Here is a 19,770-nt window from a genome sequence, read left to right as displayed (position 1 = left end):
ATGCCGCTCGATAGCGCCGATCTCCAGGCCATCACGCTGACGCTCGAACTGGCGTCGCTGGCGACGGCGCTCCTGCTCGTCGTCGGCACGCCGATCGCGTGGTGGCTCACGCACACGCGCTCGAAGGCGAAGGGCGTCGTCGGCGCGGTGGTGGCGCTGCCGCTCGTGCTGCCGCCGACCGTCATCGGCTTCTATCTGCTCGTGGTGATGGGGCCGAACGGTTATGTCGGCAAGCTGACGCAGGCGCTCGGCATCGGCTTGTTGCCGTTCACGTTCACGGGGCTCGTGGTCGGCTCGGTGATCTATTCGATGCCCTTCGTCGTGCAGCCGTTGCAGAACGCGTTCGAAGCGATCGGCCGCCGTCCGCTGGAAGCAGCCGCGACGCTGCGCGCCGGTCCGTGGGACACGTTCTTCACGGTGGCGCTGCCGCTCGCGCGGCCGGGCATCGTCACGGCGACGATTCTCGGCTTCGCGCATACGGTCGGCGAATTCGGCGTCGTGCTGATGATCGGCGGCAACATTCCGGGGCGCACGCGGGTCGTGTCCGTGCAGATCTTCGATCACGTCGAGGCGCTCGAATACGCTCAGGCGCACTGGCTCGCCGGCGGTATGGTGGTCTTCTCGTTCATCGTTCTGCTGATGCTCTATTCCAGCCGGCGTTCCGTTACGGCTCATGTCTGAACTCACTTCTTCCCGTCTGGCGCTCGGCCGCGCGCACCGCACTTCCGACGAAGCCATCGCGGCGCGCTTTCTCGTCGAGCACGAGGGCTTCACGTTCGATCTCGATATCACGCTGCCCGGACGCGGCGTCACCGCGATCTTCGGCCATTCCGGTTCCGGCAAGACCACGCTTCTGCGATGCCTCGCGGGGCTCGCGCGGCCACGCGTCGGGCGGCTCGTCGTCAATGGCGAAGTGTGGCTCGATACCGAACGCAACATCTTTCTGCCGACGCACAAGCGCCCGCTCGGCTACGTCTTTCAGGAAGCGAGCCTCTTTCCGCATTTGAACGTAAAGAAGAATCTGCGCTTCGGGCTCGATCGCGTGCGGGCTTCGGAGCGGCGCGTGGATCTTTCGCAGGCGGCGGAACTGCTTGGCATCGGGCATCTGCTGGACCGCATGCCCGCCGGTTTGTCGGGCGGCGAGCGGCAGCGCGTGGGCATCGCGCGGGCGCTGCTGACGAGCCCGCGTCTGCTCTTGCTCGACGAACCGCTCGCGTCGCTCGATCAGAAGCGCAAGCTCGAAATCCTGCCGTATCTGGAGCGTCTGCACGACGAGCTGGATATCCCCGTGCTCTACGTGAGCCACGCGCCCGAAGAAGTCGCGCGCCTCGCGGATCATCTCGTGCTGCTCGAAGGCGGCCGCGCGCTCGCGAGCGGTCCGATCGCCGATACGCTCGCCCGGCTCGACCTGCCGCTCGCGCTCGCGGACGACGCATCGGTCGTGTTCGAAGGTATCGTCGACGGATACGACAGCGCCTATGGCCTGCTCACGCTCGCGTTGCCGGGATCGCGCGTGAAGCTCGCCGTCGTGCATGCGCCGATGGCCCGCGGCAAGACGATGCGCGTGACCGTGAAAGCGCGCGACGTGAGCCTCATCACCGGCACGCACGAGCATGAGCGCAGCAGCGTGCTCAACGTGCTGCCCGCGACGGTCGTCGGCATTGCGGACGACGCCAATCCGTCGCAAGCCGTGGTGCGCCTCGATGTCGACGGCTCGCCGCTGCTCGCGCGCGTCACGCGCTGTTCGATAGACCGGCTGGGCATCGTCGAAGGCACGCGCTTGTGGGCGCAGGTCAAGGCGGTGTCGCTACTCGCCTGAGCGCGCTTTCAGGGCGGCGTATTGCAGGAGCATGATCGTCTTGCCGTCCATGATTTCGCCGCGCTCGATCATCTGCATGGCCGTTTGCAGCGGCACTTCGATCGTCTCGATCTCCTCGCCCTCTTCCTCGACGCCGCCGCCCTCCGACACGCGCATCGCGCTGTCGTAATCGCCGACGTAGAAGTAGAGCTTCTCCGTCACCGATCCGGGGCTCATGAACGCCTCGAAAATCTTTTCGACGCGATGCACCCGATAGCCCGTTTCCTCTTCCACTTCGGCGCGGATGCGCTCTTCAGGTGAAGCATCGTCGAGCAAGCCGCCGGGCGATTCGATCAACATGCCGTCGTGGCCGTTGACGAACGCGGGCATGCGGAACTGGCGCGTCAGCAGCACGTTGCCGGTTTTGCGGTCGCGCAGCAGGATGGTCGCGCCGTTGCCGCGATCATAAGTTTCGCGGCTCTGACGCTGCCACGCGCCGTCGCGGCGCTGGAAGTCGAACGTAACTTTTCTGAGAACGTACCAGTCGTCGGACAGGACTTCGGTTTTGAGGATGCGCACGCGGTCGTTCGTTTCCATCGGATCACCTGTTGTTCGACAATTCGTTCGACGCATGGTAACGTGCAGTATCGTGCAATATCAAGAAAATTCGTGCAACCCATGTTGACCAGCCAACGCAAGAAAGCGATCCTCGACGCCCTCAAGCGCGACGGGCAAGTGCTCGCGACGGAACTGAGCGCGCGTTTCGGCATTTCCGAGGACACCGTCCGGCGCGATCTGCGCGAACTCGCCGCCGAAGGGCTGCTACAGCGCGTGCACGGCGGCGCATTGCCCGCTTCGCCGGCGCTGGCGCCGTTCGCGCGGCGCGAGGAAATGGAGTCGGAGGCGAAACGGCGCATCGCGAAGAAAGCGGCGGAGATGATCGCGCCGGGACAGGTCGTGATCGTCGATGGCGGCACGACGTCCGCGCTGCTCGTGCGTCAACTGCCGGAAACGCTGCGCGCGACAGTCGTCACGCATAGCCCGAGCGTCGCGGTTGCGCTGGCCGAGCACGCATCGGTCGAAGTCGTGCTGATCGGCGGGAAGCTCTACAAGCATTCGATCGTGACCGTCGGCGCGGCTGCCGTCGAAGCGATGTCGCACATCCATGCGGACATTTACTTCATGGGCGTGACCGGCGTGCATCCGGCCGCCGGACTCACCACCGGCGATTTCGAGGAAGCGCACATCAAGCGCGCGCTCGCGGCGCGGGCAGCGGAAACCGTCGTGCTCGCGTCGGCGGCGAAGCTCAATGCGGCGTCGGCGTACAGGATCGGCGGGATCGAACTGGCGCAGACGGTCATCGTCGAAGAAGCAGCCGACACGAAGCTGACCGAGCCGATCGAACAAGCCGGAATTACCGTGCTGCGCGCCTGAAATCGCGACACTTTATTACCGGGTAACGCGCCGAAAAATACGGGCCGGTTCGTGTAATTGAATTTCTCTAGCAAGTGGAATAGCGTTGAAAGATGCGCTGTGCGGGGTCAACAGCGGAGGTCGGATTTCCGTTATAGGCATCGACACCGCAAACAATTTTTCCTGGAGAAGTTCGTGAATCGCCTGAAGGCTTTTATCGCGCTATCGCTGATCGCGAGCGCGGGCGTGACCGCCAATGCGTACGCCTGGGCGCGCGTCGGCGTGTGGGTCGGCGGACCCGTGTATTACCCGTATCCCGTGGCGCCCGCGCCGTACTACTACTATCCGCCGCCGCCTGTGGTCGTCCAGCCGTCCGCGCCGGTCCAGTATGTCGAGCAGGGCCAGCCCGCCGCCGATCCGGGCGCGCCCGCGCAGCAACCCGGCATGTGGTACTACTGCGAGTCCGCGAAGGCCTACTACCCGTACGTGAAGCAATGTGCCGATGCATGGCGTCCCGTTCCGGCCACGCCGCCGCCGTCGAACTAATGCCTCCCGGCGCCCCGAAACAGACAACGAAGCGAATTCGCAAGATTCCATGAACCATTCAAGGCTTGCCCTGCTCCTCGCGGCAATCGGCCTTTCGGCCTGTACCGTGATGCCGACCGGCCCCAGCGTGATGGCGCTGCCCGGCAGCACCAAAACGTTCGACCAGTTCCGCGCCGACGATTCCTCATGCCGCCAGTTCGCCCTCAATCAGGTCGGCGGCGTGGATGCCAATCAGGCGGCAACCAACAGCGCGGTCGGCAGCGCGGTCGTCGGCACTGCGATCGGCGCGGCGGCGGGCGCGGCGTTCGGCGGCGGCACGGGCGCGGCCATCGGCGCGGGGGCGGGCTTGCTGACCGGTAGCGCGGTCGGCGCGGGCGCATCGCAGGCATCGGGTTACAACGTGCAGCAACGCTACGATTACGCCTATCTGCAATGCATGTACGCCGCCGGCGACAAAGTGCCGGTGCGCGGCGCCACGCGCATGGTCCAGCCTTCCGGCGCGTACAGCACCACACCGCCGCCGCCGCCTCCGCCCGGCTGGCAGCCGCCGCCCGGAACGTACTGACAAACGCGTCAACGCCGCACGTGCCGGTCGTCGCCGCTGGCGTGCGGCGGCGCGTCGGGCACGTACGCCGGTGCGACGAGCAAGCCCGTCACCCAGCCGATGTAAAACCGCAGGTCGCTCCAGAACTCCGATCGTTCATAGACGCGAAACGCCTGCACGTGCGCGAGCCATAACACGAGCTGCAGCGCACCCGTCAGCACGAGCCATGCGAGCGCGATCACGCCGGTCGCGCGGGCGCAGCGCCTGAAAGTCGACGCATCCCATTGTTCCCGCACGATGATGCATCCCGCGATCAGCACGCAGGTCGCCGGAATCACGCTCGTCAGGAGCACGTGCGCGCTCCATCCGAATATCACGCCGGCGACGAAGCTGACGACCACCGCCAGCGCCGCCGCGGACCATGCAATCCACGAGGGCGCGCGCGCCGCCATCCACGCCAGCGTGATGAAAAACGGTGTGATCGCCCATTGCAGCGCCTGCGCGACGGCTTTGGCGAGATTTTCGCCCGCGTGCTCGTTCGAATGACTGGCCGCGACATACACGGTGATCGCCTCGTGCACGCAGACGGCGACGACCGCAAAACTCAGCGCCTCGCACGCGGCGAAGGCCGGCGATTTCTCCGCGTGCGCGGGCGCGTCGCCGAGACTGCGCACGCGCTCCAGAACAGGCTCGACGAAGAACGCGAGAATGGCGCCGATCAAAAGCGCGGCGGCGGCATCGGTCAGGGAAAAATGGCCGAAGACGGAAAAGAGGCCTTGCCACAGAAATTCGGGCGCGGCCGCGCACACGGCCACCCACAGCGCGAAGAAGAACCCGTTCGAAGCACTTCTGAGCGGCATGGCCACCTCGATGCGTTTTTATTGTTCCGGCAGCGGCGCGTCCTTCACGCGGTCGATCAACGCCCTGCGCACGCGCTCGCGCAGGTCGGCGGGTAGCGAAAAACATTCGTAGGCGAGCGCCTGCGCGACGGTCACCACTCTCATTTCCTCGTAGCGGCGTCCGCTTTCGATCATCGCTTCGAATGCGTTGGCGCGCTCGTTGATTTCGATCGGATCGGCATCGACGAGCAGAACGGCGTGCGCGAGCACCGCGTACAGCGGCTGATCCGTGTCGCCGTGCGGCACGCGCCGCCAGTACTGCGCCGTGCCCGCGATCTTGCGCGCGTCGTCGCCGGGGCCCCAGGCGAGATTGAAGCGGCCATCGCAGAACGAGCCTTCGACGGCCTGCCAGTGCGTCAGCACGCCGAGCGAGTTGAGCGATTCCGCGAGAATCCGGCACAGATGCAGGTAGACGGCCTCGGAGAGCGTGCCCATCGGCGCGCGCACCGGATACGCGAGGCTCACATTGAGAATGCCGGGGCCCTGCGGCACGAGCCCGCCGCCCGACAGACGCAGCCAGACAGGACATCCGCGCTGTGCGAAAGCCTCGCGCGCATCGGCGAGCGCCGCGTAACGCTGATAGCTGCGCGGCACGACCAGCGAAACGGGCGCTTCCCAGACGTGCGCGACGGCCTCGCCGGCGGCCGCCCGCGAGAGAAGCGCTTCCTCGGCGTCGAGCGGATCGCCGGAAAGGGAAGCGGGATCGATCAGTTGGAAGGGCATGGAATCGATGTCCGGGCGCGTCGCGAACGACGCCATCCACGCATGTTAGCCAATAACCGCGAAACACGAGCGCGCCCCGCCGGCGGCCTGCTCCGGCGGGGCGCCGCAGGTTGGGAAAACGTCAGCCGCCCTTGCCCACGTGCTCCTTCAACAGCGCATTTACTTCGTTCGCCTTCTCCATCTGGCTCATGTGCCCGGCATCGTCGAACACGCGCACGGTCGCGCCTTCCGGCGCCTGCTTCGCGTGCGCGGCGGGAATGATCCGGTCCTTTTCGCCCCAGATCACGAGCACCGGCTTGCCCGTCGCGGCGAGCTTGCCGCCCGGCTGCGCGCTCTGCCTGCCGCCCGCGAACAGTCCGCCGTTGAGCGATGTCAGCGCGTCGCCGACGCCGTCGAGCCGCTTGTACTTCAGGAGATCGTCGAGCATCTGGCGGCTCACCAGCTCGGGGTTCGCGAACAGCAACTCGACGACCGGCTTCAGCTCGCGGCGCGATTCGGCTGTGACGAAGCCTTCGGTGTACGCGTTGTTCACTTCGTCGCCGAAACCGGCCGGCGAGATCAGCGATACCGATTGCACGCGCGCCGGCTGATCGACGGCCATCTGCGCCGCGATGCCGCCGCCCATCGAGTGTCCGACGAGATGCGCCTTTTCCAGACCGACCGCGTCCATGAACTTGCCGACGAAGCCCGCGAGATCCGCCAGCGACGTTCCCGGCACTTTCGGCGTCGATTGTCCGTGGCCCGGCAAATCCAGCGCGAACACGCGATGCTTCTCCGCGAGCGCGTCGAGATTGAAGAGCCAGTTGTCGAGATCGCCGCCGAATCCGTGGATGAACAGCACCGCAGGCCGGTTCGCGTCTTCCCCGCCGCGCGACGCATAGCGCACGCGGATGCCATCGACATCGACGAAGTGATACGCCGCCGCTTCCTCGCCCGCTTCCTCGTCCTCGGCGGGCGTCACGTACGAGGACACATACGCATCGATATCGCCGTCGCTCACGTCGGAGGCCGCGAGCACGCCGAGCAGCGCCTTCACCGGCAGCGTATCGCCCGCCTGCGCCACTTTGCGCCGCAGCAAACCGGCGTCGGGCGCTTCGACGGCATTGGCGATCTTGTCGGTTTCGACATCGAGAATCGGCATGCCGACGGTAATCTCCGTGCCCTCCTCCACGAGCCACTCGTTGACCGTGCCTTCCTTCATCGACAAGCCCCATTTGGGCATCACGATCGGTGTGATTGCGGACATCAGTGCTTTCCTCCCTTCATGGTTTTTCGGGCGGCGTCGGCGATCTGCGCGGCGCTCGGGATGTACAGGTCTTCGAGCGTCGGCGAAAACGGCACCGGCGTATGCGGCGCGCAGACCATCTGAATGCCGGCCTTCAGCGCGCCGAACGCCTGTTGCGCGACTTGCGCGGAAATATCGGTGGCGATGTTGCAGCGCGGATTCGCTTCATCGACGACGACGAGCCGCCCCGTGTTCTCGACGGTTTCGAGCACCGTGTCGATATCGAGCGGCGACAGCGTGCGCAAATCGACGACTTCCGCCTCGATGCCTTCCTTCGCCAGTGTCGCCGCCGCTTCGAGCGCGCGATGCACCATCAGTCCGTACGTGACGATCGACACGTCCTTGCCGTCGCGCACGACGTTCGCCTCGCCGAACGGAATCGCATACGAGTTCTCCGGCACTTCGCCCTCGAAGCCATAGAGATTTTTGTGCTCGCAGAAGATGACGGGATCGTTGTCGCGGATCGCCTGGATCAGCAAGCCTTTGGTGTCGTAAGGCGTGCTTGGGCAGACGACTTTCAGGCCGGGAATGTGCGTGAACACGGACGTGAGCATCTGGCTATGCTGAGCCGCCGCGCGAAAGCCCGCGCCGACCATCGCGCGAATCACGACGGGCGTCTCCGCCTTGCCGCCGAACATGTAGCGGAACTTGGCGGCCTGATTGAAGATCTGGTCGAAGCACACGCCCATGAAGTCGATGAACATCAGTTCCGCGACCGGCCGCATGCCGCACGCCGCAGCGCCGATCGCCGCGCCGACATACGCGGATTCCGAGAGCGGCGTATCGAGCAATCTGTCGCCGTGCTTCGCGTAGAGCCCTTTCGTCACGCCGAGCACGCCGCCCCACGCGTCTTTCTCGCCGTCCGCGCCAGCGCCGCCGACGATGTCCTCACCCAACACGATCACGCTCGGATCGCGCGTCATTTCCTGATCGATGGCTTCGTTGATCGCCATCTTCATGCTCAGTTTGCGGGCCATGATGGTTGTCTCCTCGTTTCAATATTTGACGTAGACATCGGTGAGCAGATCGGCGGCGGTCGGCAAGGGTGCGTCCTTCGCTTCCTGCACCGCGCGGTCGATCAGCGCGGCGACTTCCTTGTCGATCGCGTCGAGTTCCGCCGGGGAAATCACGTCGGCTTGCGTGACGGCGGCCGCGAACTTTTTCAGGCAATCCTTGTTCGAGCGGATATCGTCGAGTTCGCCCGGTGCGCGATAGGTCTGCGCATCGCCTTCGAAGTGGCCGTAGAAGCGGATCATCTTGCATTCGAGCAGCGCCGGACCGCCGCCTTCCCGCGCGCGCTTGATGACTTCGCCCGCCGCCTCGTGGACCGCGAAGAAATCGGTGCCGTCGACGGTCACGCCCGGAATGCCGAAGCCCGCCGCGCGATCGACATAGCTGTCGACCGCCGTGCCGTAATCGCGCGCCGTCGATTCCGCATAGCCGTTGTTCTCGATCACGAAGATCACCGGCAGATTCCACACGGCCGCGAGATTCAGGCTTTCGAGGAACGTGCCCTGGTTCGACGCGCCGTCGCCCGCGAACGTGATGCCCACTTCGCCCTTGCCGCGAAACTTCGCCGCGAGCGCCGCGCCGCAAATCAGCGGAGCGCCCGCGCCGAGAATGCCGTTCGCGCCCATCATCCCTTTCGACAAATCGGCGATATGCATCGAGCCGCCCTTGCCGTTGCACGAGCCGCCTTTCTTGCCGTAGATCTCCTTCATCATCGCGACCGGATCGACGCCCTTCGCGATGCAATGTCCGTGTCCGCGATGCGTGCTCGCGATGCGGTCGCCATCGTTCAGATGCGTCATGATGCCGACGCCCGCCGCTTCCTCGCCCGCGTACAGGTGCACGAAGCCGGGAATGTCGCCGCGTCCGAAATCGACGTGCAGGCGCTCCTCGAAATCGCGAATCGTGCGCATCTTGCGATACGCGCCCAGCAGTTCTTCCTTAGAGAGCGGCAAGCCGCCCGCATGCTGTTGCGACGCTGTCATGGTTGTCTCCTTGGTGGATTAGCGAAGCTCGAGCCGACGCATCAGCCCGGACGTGGCCGCGTAACGCATGCACGCGGCCACGTCGATACTGCGAAAGGCGTTTTCCTTCAGCGTGATCGTGACTTCATCGGCCGGGCCGAAGGCGAGCTCGCGTTCGCCGTCGAGCGCGACGATGCCCGAGCGCTGCTTCACGCGATGCGGCACGCCATCGGACAAGCGCGTCCAGTTCGCGATCGGCACGGCTTCGACGAGGCCCGGCGCGATCGGCGCGTGCAGATCGAATTCGCCCTGCCCGCGCGCGGCGAGCTCGATCGCGACGCCGCCCGGATCGTGACGCCCGAGCGGTTCGAGCAGACCCGCGATCGCCGACATGCCGATCGCCTGCGGATCGGCATAAGAAACGTAGACGGCGGCGAGCGTGTCGATCTTCCACAGCGCCCGCGCGCCGATGAAATGCTCGTGCGAGATGACGGCATCGACGAGCGCAATGTCGCGGCGCACGTTGCCGTTCGGATCGCGTATCTCGATGTCGAGCCGCTTGTTCGACGCGAGCGCTTCGTTCGGCGGCACGCGGCCCGTCGCGTAGAGTCCCGCCGCGAGGCCCGAGATGGTCGGCTCGCGCATTTCCGGATAGGCGTTGTTCGTGCCCGTCGAAAGACCCGCGATCGGCACTTGCCCGCACTCGCGCACGACCGCGCGATGCGTGCCGTCGCCGCCGAGCACGATGAGCGCATCGACGCCGGCTTCGCGCATCGTGCGTGCGGCGCGGAAGGTGTCGTCGACACGCGCGGTCACGGGCATGTCGAGGAATTCGACTTTGGCGAGCCCGGCATCCGGACCGTGCTTGCGCGCGAGATGCCGCTCCAGCATGACCTTCAGGCCTTCGCGGTCCGGCATCATCAACACGCGTCCGACGCCGCACGACGCCAGCGACGAAAGCAGCCGCAACACGATATTCACGCGGTCCGCGAGCTGCAGGCTGTTCGCGTTCGCGATGACGCGCCGGATATCGCGCGCCGAAACAGGATTGGCGATGATGCCGACGAGCGGCGCCGCGCTTTCACGCATGCCAGTGTCTCCGTTTTGTGTTTTGTGCGGCGGATAAAGGCAAGCGCTATGCCAGTCGAACGAGCGCGAAAAAGCGAGGGATAACCCGCGAAAAACGGGCGATTCCGAGGGTGTACGGGGCGCAGCCGTGACAGGTGTCACAGCGGCAGGTGTATCGGCGGGCGTACAGGCGTATCGGCGTTCAGTGCCCGTTCGCGTCGCGCTGATTCGGCGAGCGGATGCCATAGCGCGCCATGCGCCGATACAACGTCATGCGGCTCACGCCGATCTGCCGCGCGACCGCGCTCAGATTCCAGCTCGCGGCGCGCAGATACTGCATCAGCAGCATCCCTTCGGGCGGCAGGCGATGCGGATCGAAATCCTCGATGACACGCCGCGGCGGCTCGACCGGCGCGGGCGCGCCCGCGAAGCCTTCCGGCAGGTCGTCGACATCGATCAGACCGTTCGAGCACACCGCGCGCGCATAACGCAGCACGTTGCTGAGCTCGCGCAGATTTCCCGGCCATTCATGCCGATGCAACCGCTCGCGCGCCGCCGGCGTCAGCGAAACCGCGCCTTCGAGAAATTTGTCGACGAGCCAGTCGAGATCGCTTCGTTCGCGCAGCGGCGGCAGCGTGAAGCGCGCGCCGTTCAGACGGTAGTACAGGTCTTCGCGGAAACGTCCGTCCTGCATGAGCGCGTCGAGCGAATGATGCGTCGCGGAAATCACGCGCACATCGACCGATACGGGCCGCGACGCGCCGATCGCGAGCACTTCGCCTTCGGCCAGCACGCGCAGCAGACGCGATTGCAGTTCGCGCGGCATGTCGCCGATTTCATCGAGAAAGAGCGTGCCGCCGTCGGCTTCCTGAATGAGTCCGCGCTTGCCCTTCGCGCCCGCGCCCGAGAAGCTGTTCGGCAGATGCCCGAACAATTCGCTTTCGATGAGCGTCTCCGGAATCGCCGCGCAATTCACCGCGACGAACGGCCCCGCGCGACGCGCGCTCGCGCCATGCAGCGCCTTCGCGAAGAACTCCTTGCCGCTGCCGGTTTCGCCGTTGACGAGCAGGTTGATCGGCGAATCGGCGAGCTTCGCGGCGCGTTCCAGTTGACGCGTGAGCGCGGCATCGCCGCCGCTCAGCGCGGCCAGCGGCGCAGGCACTTCGACGTTGCGTGGCAAAGCCGCGTTCGCAGCCGGCGTGAAGCACGGCGCGGGCGGCATCACGCTCAGGTAGAGCAGCGCGCCCGATTTCGCGAGCGGCACCGCGCGCAATTCGCTCGGCCGCGAGTACACGAAGCGGCCCAGTTCTTCAATGCGCGTATCGAAGAGCGTATCGAACGGCACGCCGATCAGCGACGCCGCCGCTCCGGCTGCAACCGCGCCGGGCGCGATCGGCCGGCCGATTTCTGCCGCGAGCATCGTGTGTGCGCGGCGATTGTGTCCGACGATGCGCCCGCTCGCGTCGAGCGCGATCAGATATTCGGGATCGACATCGACGAATTCCGGCGACGCGTTCAGCTTCAAAATCCAGTCCTGCCGATGCGTGCGCAGGAAATTCGCGTTCTCGATGTGTCCCGCGTAGATGCGCACGAGCTGCAGCGCGAGATTCTGGCTGTCGCGCGCTTGCGGCGACGTGAGCGCGGAAATGTCGAGAATCGCGGCAAGCGCGCCGCGCGAATCGTAAAGCGGCGCGGCGGTGCAGGTCAGCGGAATATGCGTCGCGTCGAAGTGATCGACCTGATGCACGGTGAGCGCCTGGCCCGTCGTGAGCGCGGTGCCGACCGCGCACGTGCCGGCGCCGGCTTCGCTCCATTGCGCGCCGAGATAGAGACCCGCGCGGCGCAGCGCGAAGTCCGTGTTCGAATCTCCGATGTAATCGACGGTCACGCCGAGCGCATCGGTCAGCAGCACGACGTAGCCCATGCCTGCGACCTGCTCGTAGAGCGTTTCGAGACCGTGACGGGCGATGCGCGCGAAATCGTCGATGCGCTGCTGATGCTCGCGCAGGCGCGTCTGCGGCAGGATGCGCGCTTCCTGCATGCGCGACGGATCGAGCCCGTATTGATGCACGCAACGCCGCCACGAAGACTGGATGATGCTTTCGTGCGTGCGCAGCGGCGCGGGCGCGGACACGACCGGTTCCGCCCGCGTCGTCGCCGCGACGACTGCCTCGATGTGCTCGCGTTGCCGCATGTCCATCGTGCTCTCCTTGTCTCGCGCGCGAACGCGGGATAAACCGATTCGCACGAGCGTGTGTCAGGCCATATGATGCTCGAATCGGCAGAACGCGTCATGCGGCGATAGCGCTGCGCCGCAACATGAACGCGCGCCGATTCCCCGGCGCATCAAAACGAAAACACAGGAGACAACGGATGGCAAAGATCGCTTACGAAGACTTCGAGCGACAGGTCCTGCAGCATCACATCATCAAGGGCAACGTGTACGAGAACGGCGCGGCGCTCGTCGAGCGCGCGAACCGGTGGATCGCGGAGAAGGATATCGACGTGCTGAACGTCGAGAGTCTCTCGACGTTCGGCGCCGGCGACGATACCAGCGTCAGCCACTGGTATTCGGGCATACGCGTCTGGTATCGGACTGCGTAGAAAGCGCTCAACCGCGTCCGACGAACGGCATCTTGGTCGCCATCACGGTGTGGAACAGCACGTTCGCTTCGAGCGGCAGATTCGCCATGTACAGCACCGACTGGCCGACGATCTTCACGTCCATCATCGGTTCGACGGCGATCTCGCCGTTCGCCTGCGGCACGCCGCGCGACATGCGCTCGGACAGCTCGGTGAACGCATTGCCGATGTCGATCTGTCCGACCGCGATGTCGTACTTGCGGCCATCGAGCGATGCGGTTTTCGTCAGGCCCTGCACCGCGTGCTTCGTCGCGGTGTAGGCCGCCGAATTCGGGCGCGGCGCGCTCGCGGAAATGGAGCCGTTGTTGATGATGCGGCCGCCCATCGGCGTTTGCGCCTTCATCGTGCGGAACGCCTGTTGCAGGCAAAAGAACATGCCGTTCAGATTGACGTCGACGACATTGCGCCATTGCTCGGGCGTCCAGTCCTCGAACGGTCCGGGCGGATTCGAAACGCCTGCGTTGTTGAACAGCAGATCGACGCGGCCGAAGCGCTCGACCGCCGCCTTGAAGAGTTTTTCGACCGATTGCGGATCGGAGACATCGGTCGGCACGGCGAGCGCGCGGCCGCCGGCGTTCGATTCGCCGATCACCGCGTCGAGCGGCGCGGGACGCCTTCCCGCCAGCACGACCGACCAGCCGTCATGAAGCAGCGCGAGCGCCGCCGCACGCCCGATGCCGCTGCCCGCTCCGGTGACGATGGCGATTCGTTGAGACTGGTTGGCTGCGTCGGACATGTCGGCGTTCTCCTGTTGTTGGGCGCGCGACACCTGCGCGCGCGAATCGGGAGAACATTATCGACGATGAATCAGCGGTTACGCGATGCTTCCGTCGTGACGGCGCCCGCCGTCGTCGTGTTGTGTGCGCCGCTGCCATCGCAAAAGACGGCGGTCATCACCATCGGCACGACCTGTTTGACGACGGCCGTGCTGCCCGATTCGCGCACCTTCGCTTCCACCGTTTCCGACGCCGCGAGCACCACGACGCCGTACGCGGAATCGTTGATCGGCTGGCCGCTGCCGCGCTTGAACATGTCGTCGCCCTGCTCGTAGCCCAGCACGGCGAAGACGCGGAAGCCATACGCGGTGAGATCGCTGCCGTGCGTCGGCTTGAATGCGTTCACGGAGTTGGCCTCGACGCGCATGGGACGCGCGTCGATCGACTTGTCGGCGACGAGCGGCGCAATGAATCGGTGCGCACTGGATTTGCAGTCGAGCTGGCTTTCGAGAGGCGTTGCATCGCACAGGCTGGGCAGCAGTCCCCCGACCACGGCAGCGAATGCGGTGAGCGTTGCGAGAGGAGCGGTTTTCATGGCAGCGGTAACCAACGGTTCGTAAAGTCCGACACGGATGCTTGGGCATCCGCGTCGATGCAATAAGCGAGCCAGCGAACCGGCCCGCACTCCGCGCACGCGCTGCATTGTTCCCGCAAGGGCTTGGTTTGTTCTTTGTCGGTTGACTTCTTGACCTGGGGCGCTACGCGCAATCCTCGTGTCGTTCAGCGATTCCTACAATCGTCTTTGTATTCGAGGTAATGACAGACTCTGCGCTTCGACAGGCGACGTCTGTTCGAGATCCCTCAATCCTTGCTTTCCGATGCGTCCGTTCCGTGACACGGCGCATCGCGGCCGTGCGGAACACGATTCCGGCGAAATGGTTATATTCGCGGTTCGACTAGAAACGGACCTTACATGACCGCGCTCTCCGATTTTCCCATCACCGTGAAATGGCCCGCTCAGCATCCGGAGCGCATCCAGCTTTATTCGCTGCCGACGCCCAACGGCGTGAAAGTTTCGATCATGCTGGAAGAAACCGGCCTGCCCTACGAGCCGCATCTCGTGCGCTTCGACAAGAACGACCAGATGTCGGACGCGTTTCTGTCGCTCAATCCGAACAACAAGATTCCCGCGATCATCGATCCGGACGGGCCGAACGGCGAGCCGTTGCCGCTGTTCGAATCCGGCGCGATTCTGGTGTATCTCGCGGCGAAAAGCGGCCAGTTGATGCCCGACGACGTGGCGAAACGCTACGAAACGCTGCAATGGCTGATGTTCCAGATGGGCGGCGTCGGCCCGATGTTCGGGCAGGTCGGCTTCTTCCACAAGTTCGCGGGCAAGGAATACGAAGACAAGCGGCCGCGCGCGCGTTATGTCGCGGAATCGAAGCGGCTGCTCGGCGTGCTCGACAAGCGGCTCGATGGCCGCGAATGGATCATGGGCGACGAATACAGCATCGCGGATATTTCGCTGTTTCCGTGGGTGCGCAATCTGATCGGCTTTTACGAAGCGCGCGAACTCGTCGACTTTCACGAGTTCACGAACGTCGAGCGCGTGCTCGAAGCTTTCCTCGCGCGGCCTGCCGTGAAACGCGGCCTGGAAATCCCGAAGCGCGACTGATCGCGAATGCCCGTGCGGCGTGCGGGCATCTGTCCCTTTCGTTGGAAAGCAGCGCCGCAAATCGGGGACATCATGGAGGTGAATGCGCACGTCGAATCGAGCGATCGCGACGGCGCCACGCGAGCAAGGCAGCGGCATCGACGACGCGGCGCTGTCGCTGGACGCGCAGGCGCGCGAACTCGGACAAACTGTCCGGACCTTTCAGATTTAACGATTTTGTGCGCGGTCGACGCGACTTTTGATCCGGTTCAGAATGGGAAACGAAGCAGCGCGCGAATTTCGTTCGCCGGATGAAATGCGTTTCACATCAAGAACTTGCCCGGCGATGCTCAGGATATCCACACGAATTCGCCGGACGTGCCCGTTCTTTCGATGCGATATCTGACGCTGGTGACGCCTATGGATGCCCTCTTCCGCTCTCTTTTTGCCCGCGCGCTTTCGCTTCGCTGCGCCGTCGCCGCGTTCGGATTGATCTGCGTCGCGGCGCACGCGCAAACGCAATGCCCCGGCTACGTCGAAACCGACGCGGGCAGCGCGTTCGATGTCGCCTCGATCATCCGCGATACTGGTTCGCCGCAATCCGCGCTGGACAAGGTGCGCAACGCCGTGGCGCGCGTCAACGCGGGCGGCGGATGCTCGATCTTCCGCGAACGTCGCGCCTGCGAGGAAACGCTCACGCTCGCGGATAAAGCGATCGCCGCGCTGCAGGTGTGCGCGGCGGCGAAGATGCCCAAAGGCACCGCGCACGGTTGATGTCGTCACGGAAATAAAAAAGCGCGTGCCGCCTGAATCGGCGGCACGCGCTTTCGAGTTCGTCCGGACGGGTCCGGACGCCTCGCAGGATCAGCGATCCAGGAAAGGACGCAGCTTGTCGGCGCGGCTCGGGTGCATGAGCTTGCGCATCGCCTTGCTCTCGATCTGGCGAATACGCTCGCGCGTCACGTCGAACTGCTTGCCCAGCTCTTCGAGCGTGTAGTCCGAAGCCGTGTCGATACCGAAGCGCATACGCAACACCTTCGCCTCGCGCGGCGACAGCGCGTTGAGCGCATCGTCGATCGCGGCGCGCATGTTCGCGTGCACGGCGGCATCCGCCGGAGACGCGGCGCCCTGGTCTTCGATCATGTCGCCGAGCGTCGCGTCGGCATCTTCACCGACCGGCGTTTCCAGCGACACAGGCTGCTTCGCGATCTTGAGAATGCCGCGGATCTTCTCTTCCGGCATTTCCATGCGCTCGGCGAGCACCGACGGATGCGCTTCCTGGCCCGTCTGCTGCAAAATCTCGCGCGAGATGCGGTTCAGCTTGTTGATCGTTTCGATCATGTGAACCGGCACGCGAATCGTGCGCGCCTGATCGGCGAGCGAACGCGTCACAGCCTGACGAACCCACCACGTCGCATACGTCGAGAACTTCCAGCCACGACGATATTCGAACTTGTCCACCGCCTTCATCAGACCGATATTGCCTTCCTGAATCAGGTCCAGGAACTGCATGCCGCGATTCACATACTTCTTCGCGATCGAAATGACGAGACGCAGATTCGCTTCGATCATCTCGCGCTTGGCCTGACGCATCTTCAGCTCGGCAGCCGTCATCTGGCGGTTGATCTGCTTGAGTTGCTTGAGCGGCATCTCGACCGTGCCTTCGATGTCGATGAGCTTTTGCTGCTCGGACTGAATCGCCGGCAGGCTGCGCTCGAGCGACGCGCCGTATTGCTTCGAGCCCGCCGCCGCGCGCGTCGTCCATTCGAGGTCGGTTTCGTGACCGACGAACGATTCGACGAACTTCTCGCGCGGCATGCCGCAACGATCCACGGCGATCTGCAACACGCGACGCTCGATGTCCCGCACCTGCGCCACGCGCTGCTGAACGTCGACACACAGACGATCGATGGTCTTCGCCGTGAAGCGAATCGAACCGAGCTCGCGCTGGATTTCGGCGCGCGTTTTTTCGACAGCCTTCGTCGCGACCGCACCGGAACCCTTAGTACTGCTCGCCTGTTCCGACAACTCGCGCACGCGCGCGAAGATCTCGAGGCAGTCGGCCTTCAGTTGCTTCAGACGCGCTTCGTTCGACGCGCCGGCATCGCCGCCGCCGTCGAGATCGTCGTCGTCATCGTCGTCGCTGTCCGAATCGTCGGAATCCGTATCGATTTCGGCGGAATCGGTCGTATCGGGAGTCGAAATGTCTTCGTCCGCCGTGTCTTCTTCCTTCAGGCCATCGACCAGATCGTCGATCTTCAGCTCGCCCGATTCGACTTGCGCCGCATCCGCGAGAATGGTCGCGACGGTCGACGGGCAAGCCGCGATCGCCTGAATCATCTCGTGCAAGCCGTCTTCGATCCGCTTCGCAATGGCGATTTCGCCAGCGCGCGTGAGCAGCTCGGTCGCGCCCATTTCGCGCATGTACATGCGAACGGGATCGGTCGTGCGGCCGAATTCGGAATCGACGGTCGACAGCGCGTTTTCCGCTTCTTCGTCCGATTGCTCGTCCGTGACCACGCTCGGGGCGGCGTCGCTCAAGAGCAGCGTTTCGGCGTCGGGCGCCTGCTCGTAGACCGCGACACCCATATCGTGAAACGTGCTGACGATGGTTTCCATCGCCGCCGTTTCAGCGAAGTTGTCCGGCAGATGGTCGTTGATCTCGGCGTGCGTGAGATAACCGCGCTCCTTGCCCAACTGGATGAGCGCGCGCATCTGACGTTGCCGCTCTTCATTCTGCTCCGCGGTCATCGCGACATCGGGCTGTATCGTGCCGGCCTGGCCCTTCCCTTTGTTCGCCCGCCGGCCGGGTGCCTTGCGCGCCGGCGCGACGATATCCAGCTCCGAATCTTCCCGATCAAAACTTGCCATACTTTCTCCTCGACAGGTTTGCTCGGCGACGACAGATCCCCGGCAGCGAGCGTAACGGCTCGCCATGATTTCGATGACAGCTTCGACCACGGACGGCTTGCTGAAAATCGCATCGAGCAAAACACGCAAACCGCATCCAGACGCGGTACTTGCGTTTTCCAATCGCCCATTAAGGCGCAACCTTAGAGTATATCAGCGTTTGTTGCGACGCAGCAGTTAATTTGAAAACTTGTCGACTGTGCTCAGGGCGTGTCATTTGTCTGATCTAAGCTCATCCGGTTTCGGTCGCGCGCGTCCTCGCCGATGACGCCACTCGCGATATCGTCTGTAAGAGCGAACTCAAAGGAAACGAGGCCGAGCGGTTTTGACCCGGCGGCTTCGTCGTTTCCCTCTGTGTCGTAGATGGGGCGGCGCCAGCTTGCTTCAAGCGTAGGAACGTTCTGAGATCGTTGAGGTGGGCCTCGGATCGACGATCGAGTTCGGCGGGACGCTCTGACGCGAGTTGTGGAGCATGTCCGTGGACGTCATCAGAGACTTTGTGGTCGAACGGCACGATATGGCCTGCCTCGATCGCGGCAAGGAAATCTGGTGCCCACCCGCCAGCGTGTACCCGCGGCTGATTCTCGTGGCGATGATGAACGAGAACGGAGCGGGCATCCTCAGAAACACGATAGCGTCGCAATCCGTCGCGGCTGGCAAAGGATTGGCCGGCAAGACCCGAGATCGCCGTGTCGACGCGTTTCGAACGCGTGCGCTGATTTCGCTCCTCGACTTGCGCGTCTCGCTGGCTTCGTACGCGATAGGCAAAGTCGACGGGGGCGCGAAGCAATGTCCGGAGATAGCTAATCGGATGCGTCGCGCGGTGCAGATGATGCCAGCTGGCTTCAACGACATCGGACAGGAGCTTTCCGTGGAGTTTTGCTTCGCGCATCAGCTTGAAGATCAGGAATTCACGAAATCCCAGAGGCAGCAGACGCGTGAGGTCCGCGGGAAGGCGTCCTGGTTGTCTCTTTTGAGTAGTAGGGAATAGATCCTTATATATAGGGCGGTCTGCCACCGTGGCAGACGGCGGAGCCAAAGAAACGGTGCTTTCGGTGCCGGCGACCTCCTCCGAAGTCGGGGCGGTCCGTTTGTCGGACTCGTCTATGGATTCGACAAGTCCGAGCAAGACGGCTGCTTTCGACGTCAGATGAATGTAGGCGCGGCCGAACAGTCCAGCCGCGCCATAGCGTGTCTGCGGCGGGCGGGTGATAAAGCCGGCGCTTTCGAGATCGTCCATGCTGCGGTAGAACGTGCGCATGGATTGCTGGGCGCGTCCGGTGAGCAGTTCACGCCGGGCAAAGATCGGCGCGTATGGGCGGGAGGCATCGACGGTTCGAGCGAGCGCTGCGAGCAGGGCGCGCGCACGTGCGGGCAGGGCGGTCGTATGGGTCGCGCGATGCGCTGCGCGAAAAATCACCCAAGGAAGATTCGATCGATCGCAAGCGTACTCATCGAGAGCGAGTTGGTCAGCTACCGCCGACACCGGATTAGATTCTTTAGGGCGAGAAATAACCTCGCCTGCAACGGAAAGTTGCGCGATACGCATATCAAGTACGTCCATTTCGAAAAATGGAAGACAAACGCTTGACTGC

Annotated in this window: 21 protein-coding genes; 9 read left to right on the top strand and 12 right to left on the bottom strand. The window is 64.2% G+C overall.

Annotation, left to right across the window (positions count from 1 at the left end; genetic code table 11):
- On the top strand, positions 1 to 681 hold the full coding sequence (gene modB, locus NOV72_RS12455; protein ID WP_106854905.1) for a molybdate ABC transporter permease subunit: 681 nt from the start codon (positions 1 to 3) through the stop codon (positions 679 to 681).
- Complete coding sequence (gene modC / locus NOV72_RS12450; RefSeq protein ID WP_106854904.1) at positions 674 to 1,819, top strand: molybdenum ABC transporter ATP-binding protein; 1,146 nt, start codon at positions 674 to 676, stop codon at positions 1,817 to 1,819. The genes modB and modC overlap by 8 nt, the downstream gene beginning before the upstream one ends.
- On the opposite strand, the gene NOV72_RS12445 is transcribed toward modC, so the two are convergent.
- Positions 1,808 to 2,395 (bottom strand): NUDIX domain-containing protein, encoded by a 588-nt coding sequence (locus tag NOV72_RS12445; RefSeq protein ID WP_106854903.1) that lies wholly within the window; start codon positions 2,393 to 2,395, stop codon positions 1,808 to 1,810. The genes modC and NOV72_RS12445 overlap by 12 nt on opposite strands.
- An 81-nt stretch (positions 2,396 to 2,476) precedes the next feature.
- On the opposite strand from NOV72_RS12445, the gene NOV72_RS12440 reads away from it, so the two are divergent.
- From NOV72_RS12440 to NOV72_RS12430, 3 genes are all read left to right on the top strand, one after another.
- Positions 2,477 to 3,232 carry a DeoR/GlpR family DNA-binding transcription regulator gene (locus tag NOV72_RS12440; protein ID WP_106854902.1) on the top strand — a complete coding sequence of 252 codons (756 nt, stop codon included), beginning with the start codon at positions 2,477 to 2,479 and terminating at the stop codon, positions 3,230 to 3,232.
- 174 nt (positions 3,233 to 3,406) lie between these two features.
- Entirely contained in the window at positions 3,407 to 3,757 is a 351-nt protein-coding gene (locus tag NOV72_RS12435; protein WP_106854901.1) for a hypothetical protein, read from the top strand.
- A 49-nt stretch (positions 3,758 to 3,806) separates the two neighbouring features.
- Positions 3,807 to 4,322 carry a YMGG-like glycine zipper-containing protein gene (locus NOV72_RS12430; protein ID WP_106854900.1) on the top strand — a complete coding sequence of 172 codons (516 nt, stop codon included), beginning with the start codon at positions 3,807 to 3,809 and terminating at the stop codon, positions 4,320 to 4,322.
- Between the two features lie 8 nt (positions 4,323 to 4,330).
- Here NOV72_RS12430 and NOV72_RS12425 read toward each other — a convergent pair whose 3' ends face one another.
- The 7 genes from NOV72_RS12425 to NOV72_RS12395 all read right to left on the bottom strand — a co-directional run bounded on the left by NOV72_RS12425 (position 4,331) and on the right by NOV72_RS12395 (position 12,449).
- Positions 4,331 to 5,161, bottom strand: coding sequence for a hypothetical protein (locus NOV72_RS12425; protein WP_245933007.1), 831 nt, complete (start codon positions 5,159 to 5,161; stop codon positions 4,331 to 4,333).
- 18 nt (positions 5,162 to 5,179) lie between these two features.
- Complete coding sequence (locus NOV72_RS12420) at positions 5,180 to 5,923, bottom strand: lipoyl protein ligase domain-containing protein (RefSeq protein ID WP_106855092.1); 744 nt, start codon at positions 5,921 to 5,923, stop codon at positions 5,180 to 5,182.
- A 121-nt stretch (positions 5,924 to 6,044) separates the two neighbouring features.
- Positions 6,045 to 7,169, bottom strand: a complete 1,125-nt coding sequence (locus NOV72_RS12415) for an acetoin dehydrogenase dihydrolipoyllysine-residue acetyltransferase subunit (RefSeq protein WP_106854898.1) — start codon at positions 7,167 to 7,169, stop codon at positions 6,045 to 6,047.
- On the bottom strand, positions 7,169 to 8,185 hold the full coding sequence (locus tag NOV72_RS12410; protein ID WP_106854897.1) for an alpha-ketoacid dehydrogenase subunit beta: 1,017 nt from the start codon (positions 8,183 to 8,185) through the stop codon (positions 7,169 to 7,171). Before NOV72_RS12410 ends, NOV72_RS12415 begins: the two co-directional genes overlap by 1 nt.
- Before the next feature lie 18 nt (positions 8,186 to 8,203).
- On the bottom strand, positions 8,204 to 9,202 hold the full coding sequence (locus NOV72_RS12405; RefSeq protein WP_106854896.1) for a thiamine pyrophosphate-dependent dehydrogenase E1 component subunit alpha: 999 nt from the start codon (positions 9,200 to 9,202) through the stop codon (positions 8,204 to 8,206).
- An 18-nt stretch (positions 9,203 to 9,220) separates the two neighbouring features.
- Positions 9,221 to 10,270 (bottom strand): ATP-NAD kinase family protein, encoded by a 1,050-nt coding sequence (locus tag NOV72_RS12400; RefSeq protein ID WP_106854895.1) that lies wholly within the window; start codon positions 10,268 to 10,270, stop codon positions 9,221 to 9,223.
- A 181-nt stretch (positions 10,271 to 10,451) separates the two neighbouring features.
- Entirely contained in the window at positions 10,452 to 12,449 is a 1,998-nt protein-coding gene (locus NOV72_RS12395) for a sigma-54-dependent Fis family transcriptional regulator (RefSeq protein WP_106854894.1), read from the bottom strand.
- A 173-nt stretch (positions 12,450 to 12,622) separates the two neighbouring features.
- Here NOV72_RS12395 and NOV72_RS12390 point away from each other — a divergent pair, with 173 nt between their 5' ends.
- The gene (locus tag NOV72_RS12390; protein ID WP_106854893.1) at positions 12,623 to 12,853 is read left to right on the top strand and encodes a hypothetical protein; all 231 of its coding nucleotides are present in this window, start codon (positions 12,623 to 12,625) and stop codon (positions 12,851 to 12,853) included.
- Between the two features lie 7 nt (positions 12,854 to 12,860).
- Here the strand turns inward: NOV72_RS12390 and NOV72_RS12385 are convergent, their stop codons facing one another.
- Entirely contained in the window at positions 12,861 to 13,628 is a 768-nt protein-coding gene (locus NOV72_RS12385) for an SDR family oxidoreductase (protein WP_106855091.1), read from the bottom strand.
- Between the two features lie 71 nt (positions 13,629 to 13,699).
- Positions 13,700 to 14,203, bottom strand: a complete 504-nt coding sequence (locus NOV72_RS12380; protein ID WP_106854892.1) for a hypothetical protein — start codon at positions 14,201 to 14,203, stop codon at positions 13,700 to 13,702.
- A gap of 378 nt (positions 14,204 to 14,581) precedes the next feature.
- Between NOV72_RS12380 and NOV72_RS12375 the strand changes: the two genes are divergently transcribed.
- The 3 genes from NOV72_RS12375 (at position 14,582) to NOV72_RS12370 (ending at position 16,039) form a co-directional block, all read left to right on the top strand.
- Positions 14,582 to 15,286: a glutathione S-transferase N-terminal domain-containing protein gene (locus NOV72_RS12375; protein ID WP_106854891.1), complete on the top strand. Its 705-nt coding sequence runs from the start codon at positions 14,582 to 14,584 to the stop codon at positions 15,284 to 15,286.
- Between the two features lie 82 nt (positions 15,287 to 15,368).
- Entirely contained in the window at positions 15,369 to 15,497 is a 129-nt protein-coding gene (locus NOV72_RS32990) for a hypothetical protein (RefSeq protein WP_281261809.1), read from the top strand.
- 188 nt (positions 15,498 to 15,685) lie between these two features.
- The gene (locus tag NOV72_RS12370; protein WP_106855090.1) at positions 15,686 to 16,039 is read left to right on the top strand and encodes a hypothetical protein; all 354 of its coding nucleotides are present in this window, start codon (positions 15,686 to 15,688) and stop codon (positions 16,037 to 16,039) included.
- A 90-nt stretch (positions 16,040 to 16,129) separates the two neighbouring features.
- Here the strand turns inward: NOV72_RS12370 and rpoD are convergent, their stop codons facing one another.
- Together rpoD and NOV72_RS12360 are read right to left on the bottom strand one after the other, a co-directional pair.
- Positions 16,130 to 18,136: an RNA polymerase sigma factor RpoD gene (rpoD, locus tag NOV72_RS12365; protein ID WP_106854890.1), complete on the bottom strand. Its 2,007-nt coding sequence runs from the start codon at positions 18,134 to 18,136 to the stop codon at positions 16,130 to 16,132.
- 271 nt (positions 18,137 to 18,407) lie between these two features.
- A complete protein-coding gene (locus tag NOV72_RS12360; RefSeq protein WP_106854889.1) occupies positions 18,408 to 19,739 on the bottom strand; it encodes a replication protein O in 1,332 nt (443 codons plus the stop codon).
- Positions 19,740 to 19,770: the final 31 nt, after the last annotated feature.

It is taken from the genome of Caballeronia novacaledonica (genome assembly GCF_900258035.1).
Lineage (GTDB): Bacteria > Pseudomonadota > Gammaproteobacteria > Burkholderiales > Burkholderiaceae > Caballeronia > Caballeronia novacaledonica.
Note: the sequence above shows the minus strand (reverse complement) of the source record. Positions and strands in the feature narration are given on the sequence as shown.

What these genes read in the sequence shown, in the direction of transcription:
- modB (WP_106854905.1), top strand. Translation starts at nt 1, where the DNA reads ATGCCGCTCGATAGCGCCGATCTCCAGGCCATCACGCTGACGCTCGAA.
- modC (WP_106854904.1), top strand. Translation starts at nt 674, where the DNA reads ATGTCTGAACTCACTTCTTCCCGTCTGGCGCTCGGCCGCGCGCACCGC.
- NOV72_RS12445 (WP_106854903.1), bottom strand. Translation starts at nt 2,395, where the DNA reads ATGGAAACGAACGACCGCGTGCGCATCCTCAAAACCGAAGTCCTGTCC.
- NOV72_RS12440 (WP_106854902.1), top strand. Translation starts at nt 2,477, where the DNA reads ATGTTGACCAGCCAACGCAAGAAAGCGATCCTCGACGCCCTCAAGCGC.
- NOV72_RS12430 (WP_106854900.1), top strand. Translation starts at nt 3,807, where the DNA reads ATGAACCATTCAAGGCTTGCCCTGCTCCTCGCGGCAATCGGCCTTTCG.
- NOV72_RS12425 (WP_245933007.1), bottom strand. Translation starts at nt 5,161, where the DNA reads ATGCCGCTCAGAAGTGCTTCGAACGGGTTCTTCTTCGCGCTGTGGGTG.
- NOV72_RS12420 (WP_106855092.1), bottom strand. Translation starts at nt 5,923, where the DNA reads ATGCCCTTCCAACTGATCGATCCCGCTTCCCTTTCCGGCGATCCGCTC.
- NOV72_RS12415 (WP_106854898.1), bottom strand. Translation starts at nt 7,169, where the DNA reads ATGTCCGCAATCACACCGATCGTGATGCCCAAATGGGGCTTGTCGATG.
- NOV72_RS12410 (WP_106854897.1), bottom strand. Translation starts at nt 8,185, where the DNA reads ATGGCCCGCAAACTGAGCATGAAGATGGCGATCAACGAAGCCATCGAT.
- NOV72_RS12405 (WP_106854896.1), bottom strand. Translation starts at nt 9,202, where the DNA reads ATGACAGCGTCGCAACAGCATGCGGGCGGCTTGCCGCTCTCTAAGGAA.
- NOV72_RS12400 (WP_106854895.1), bottom strand. Translation starts at nt 10,270, where the DNA reads ATGCGTGAAAGCGCGGCGCCGCTCGTCGGCATCATCGCCAATCCTGTT.
- NOV72_RS12395 (WP_106854894.1), bottom strand. Translation starts at nt 12,449, where the DNA reads ATGGACATGCGGCAACGCGAGCACATCGAGGCAGTCGTCGCGGCGACG.
- NOV72_RS12390 (WP_106854893.1), top strand. Translation starts at nt 12,623, where the DNA reads ATGGCAAAGATCGCTTACGAAGACTTCGAGCGACAGGTCCTGCAGCAT.
- NOV72_RS12385 (WP_106855091.1), bottom strand. Translation starts at nt 13,628, where the DNA reads ATGTCCGACGCAGCCAACCAGTCTCAACGAATCGCCATCGTCACCGGA.
- NOV72_RS12380 (WP_106854892.1), bottom strand. Translation starts at nt 14,203, where the DNA reads ATGAAAACCGCTCCTCTCGCAACGCTCACCGCATTCGCTGCCGTGGTC.
- NOV72_RS12375 (WP_106854891.1), top strand. Translation starts at nt 14,582, where the DNA reads ATGACCGCGCTCTCCGATTTTCCCATCACCGTGAAATGGCCCGCTCAG.
- NOV72_RS32990 (WP_281261809.1), top strand. Translation starts at nt 15,369, where the DNA reads ATGCGCACGTCGAATCGAGCGATCGCGACGGCGCCACGCGAGCAAGGC.
- NOV72_RS12370 (WP_106855090.1), top strand. Translation starts at nt 15,686, where the DNA reads ATGGATGCCCTCTTCCGCTCTCTTTTTGCCCGCGCGCTTTCGCTTCGC.
- rpoD (WP_106854890.1), bottom strand. Translation starts at nt 18,136, where the DNA reads ATGGCAAGTTTTGATCGGGAAGATTCGGAGCTGGATATCGTCGCGCCG.
- NOV72_RS12360 (WP_106854889.1), bottom strand. Translation starts at nt 19,739, where the DNA reads ATGGACGTACTTGATATGCGTATCGCGCAACTTTCCGTTGCAGGCGAG.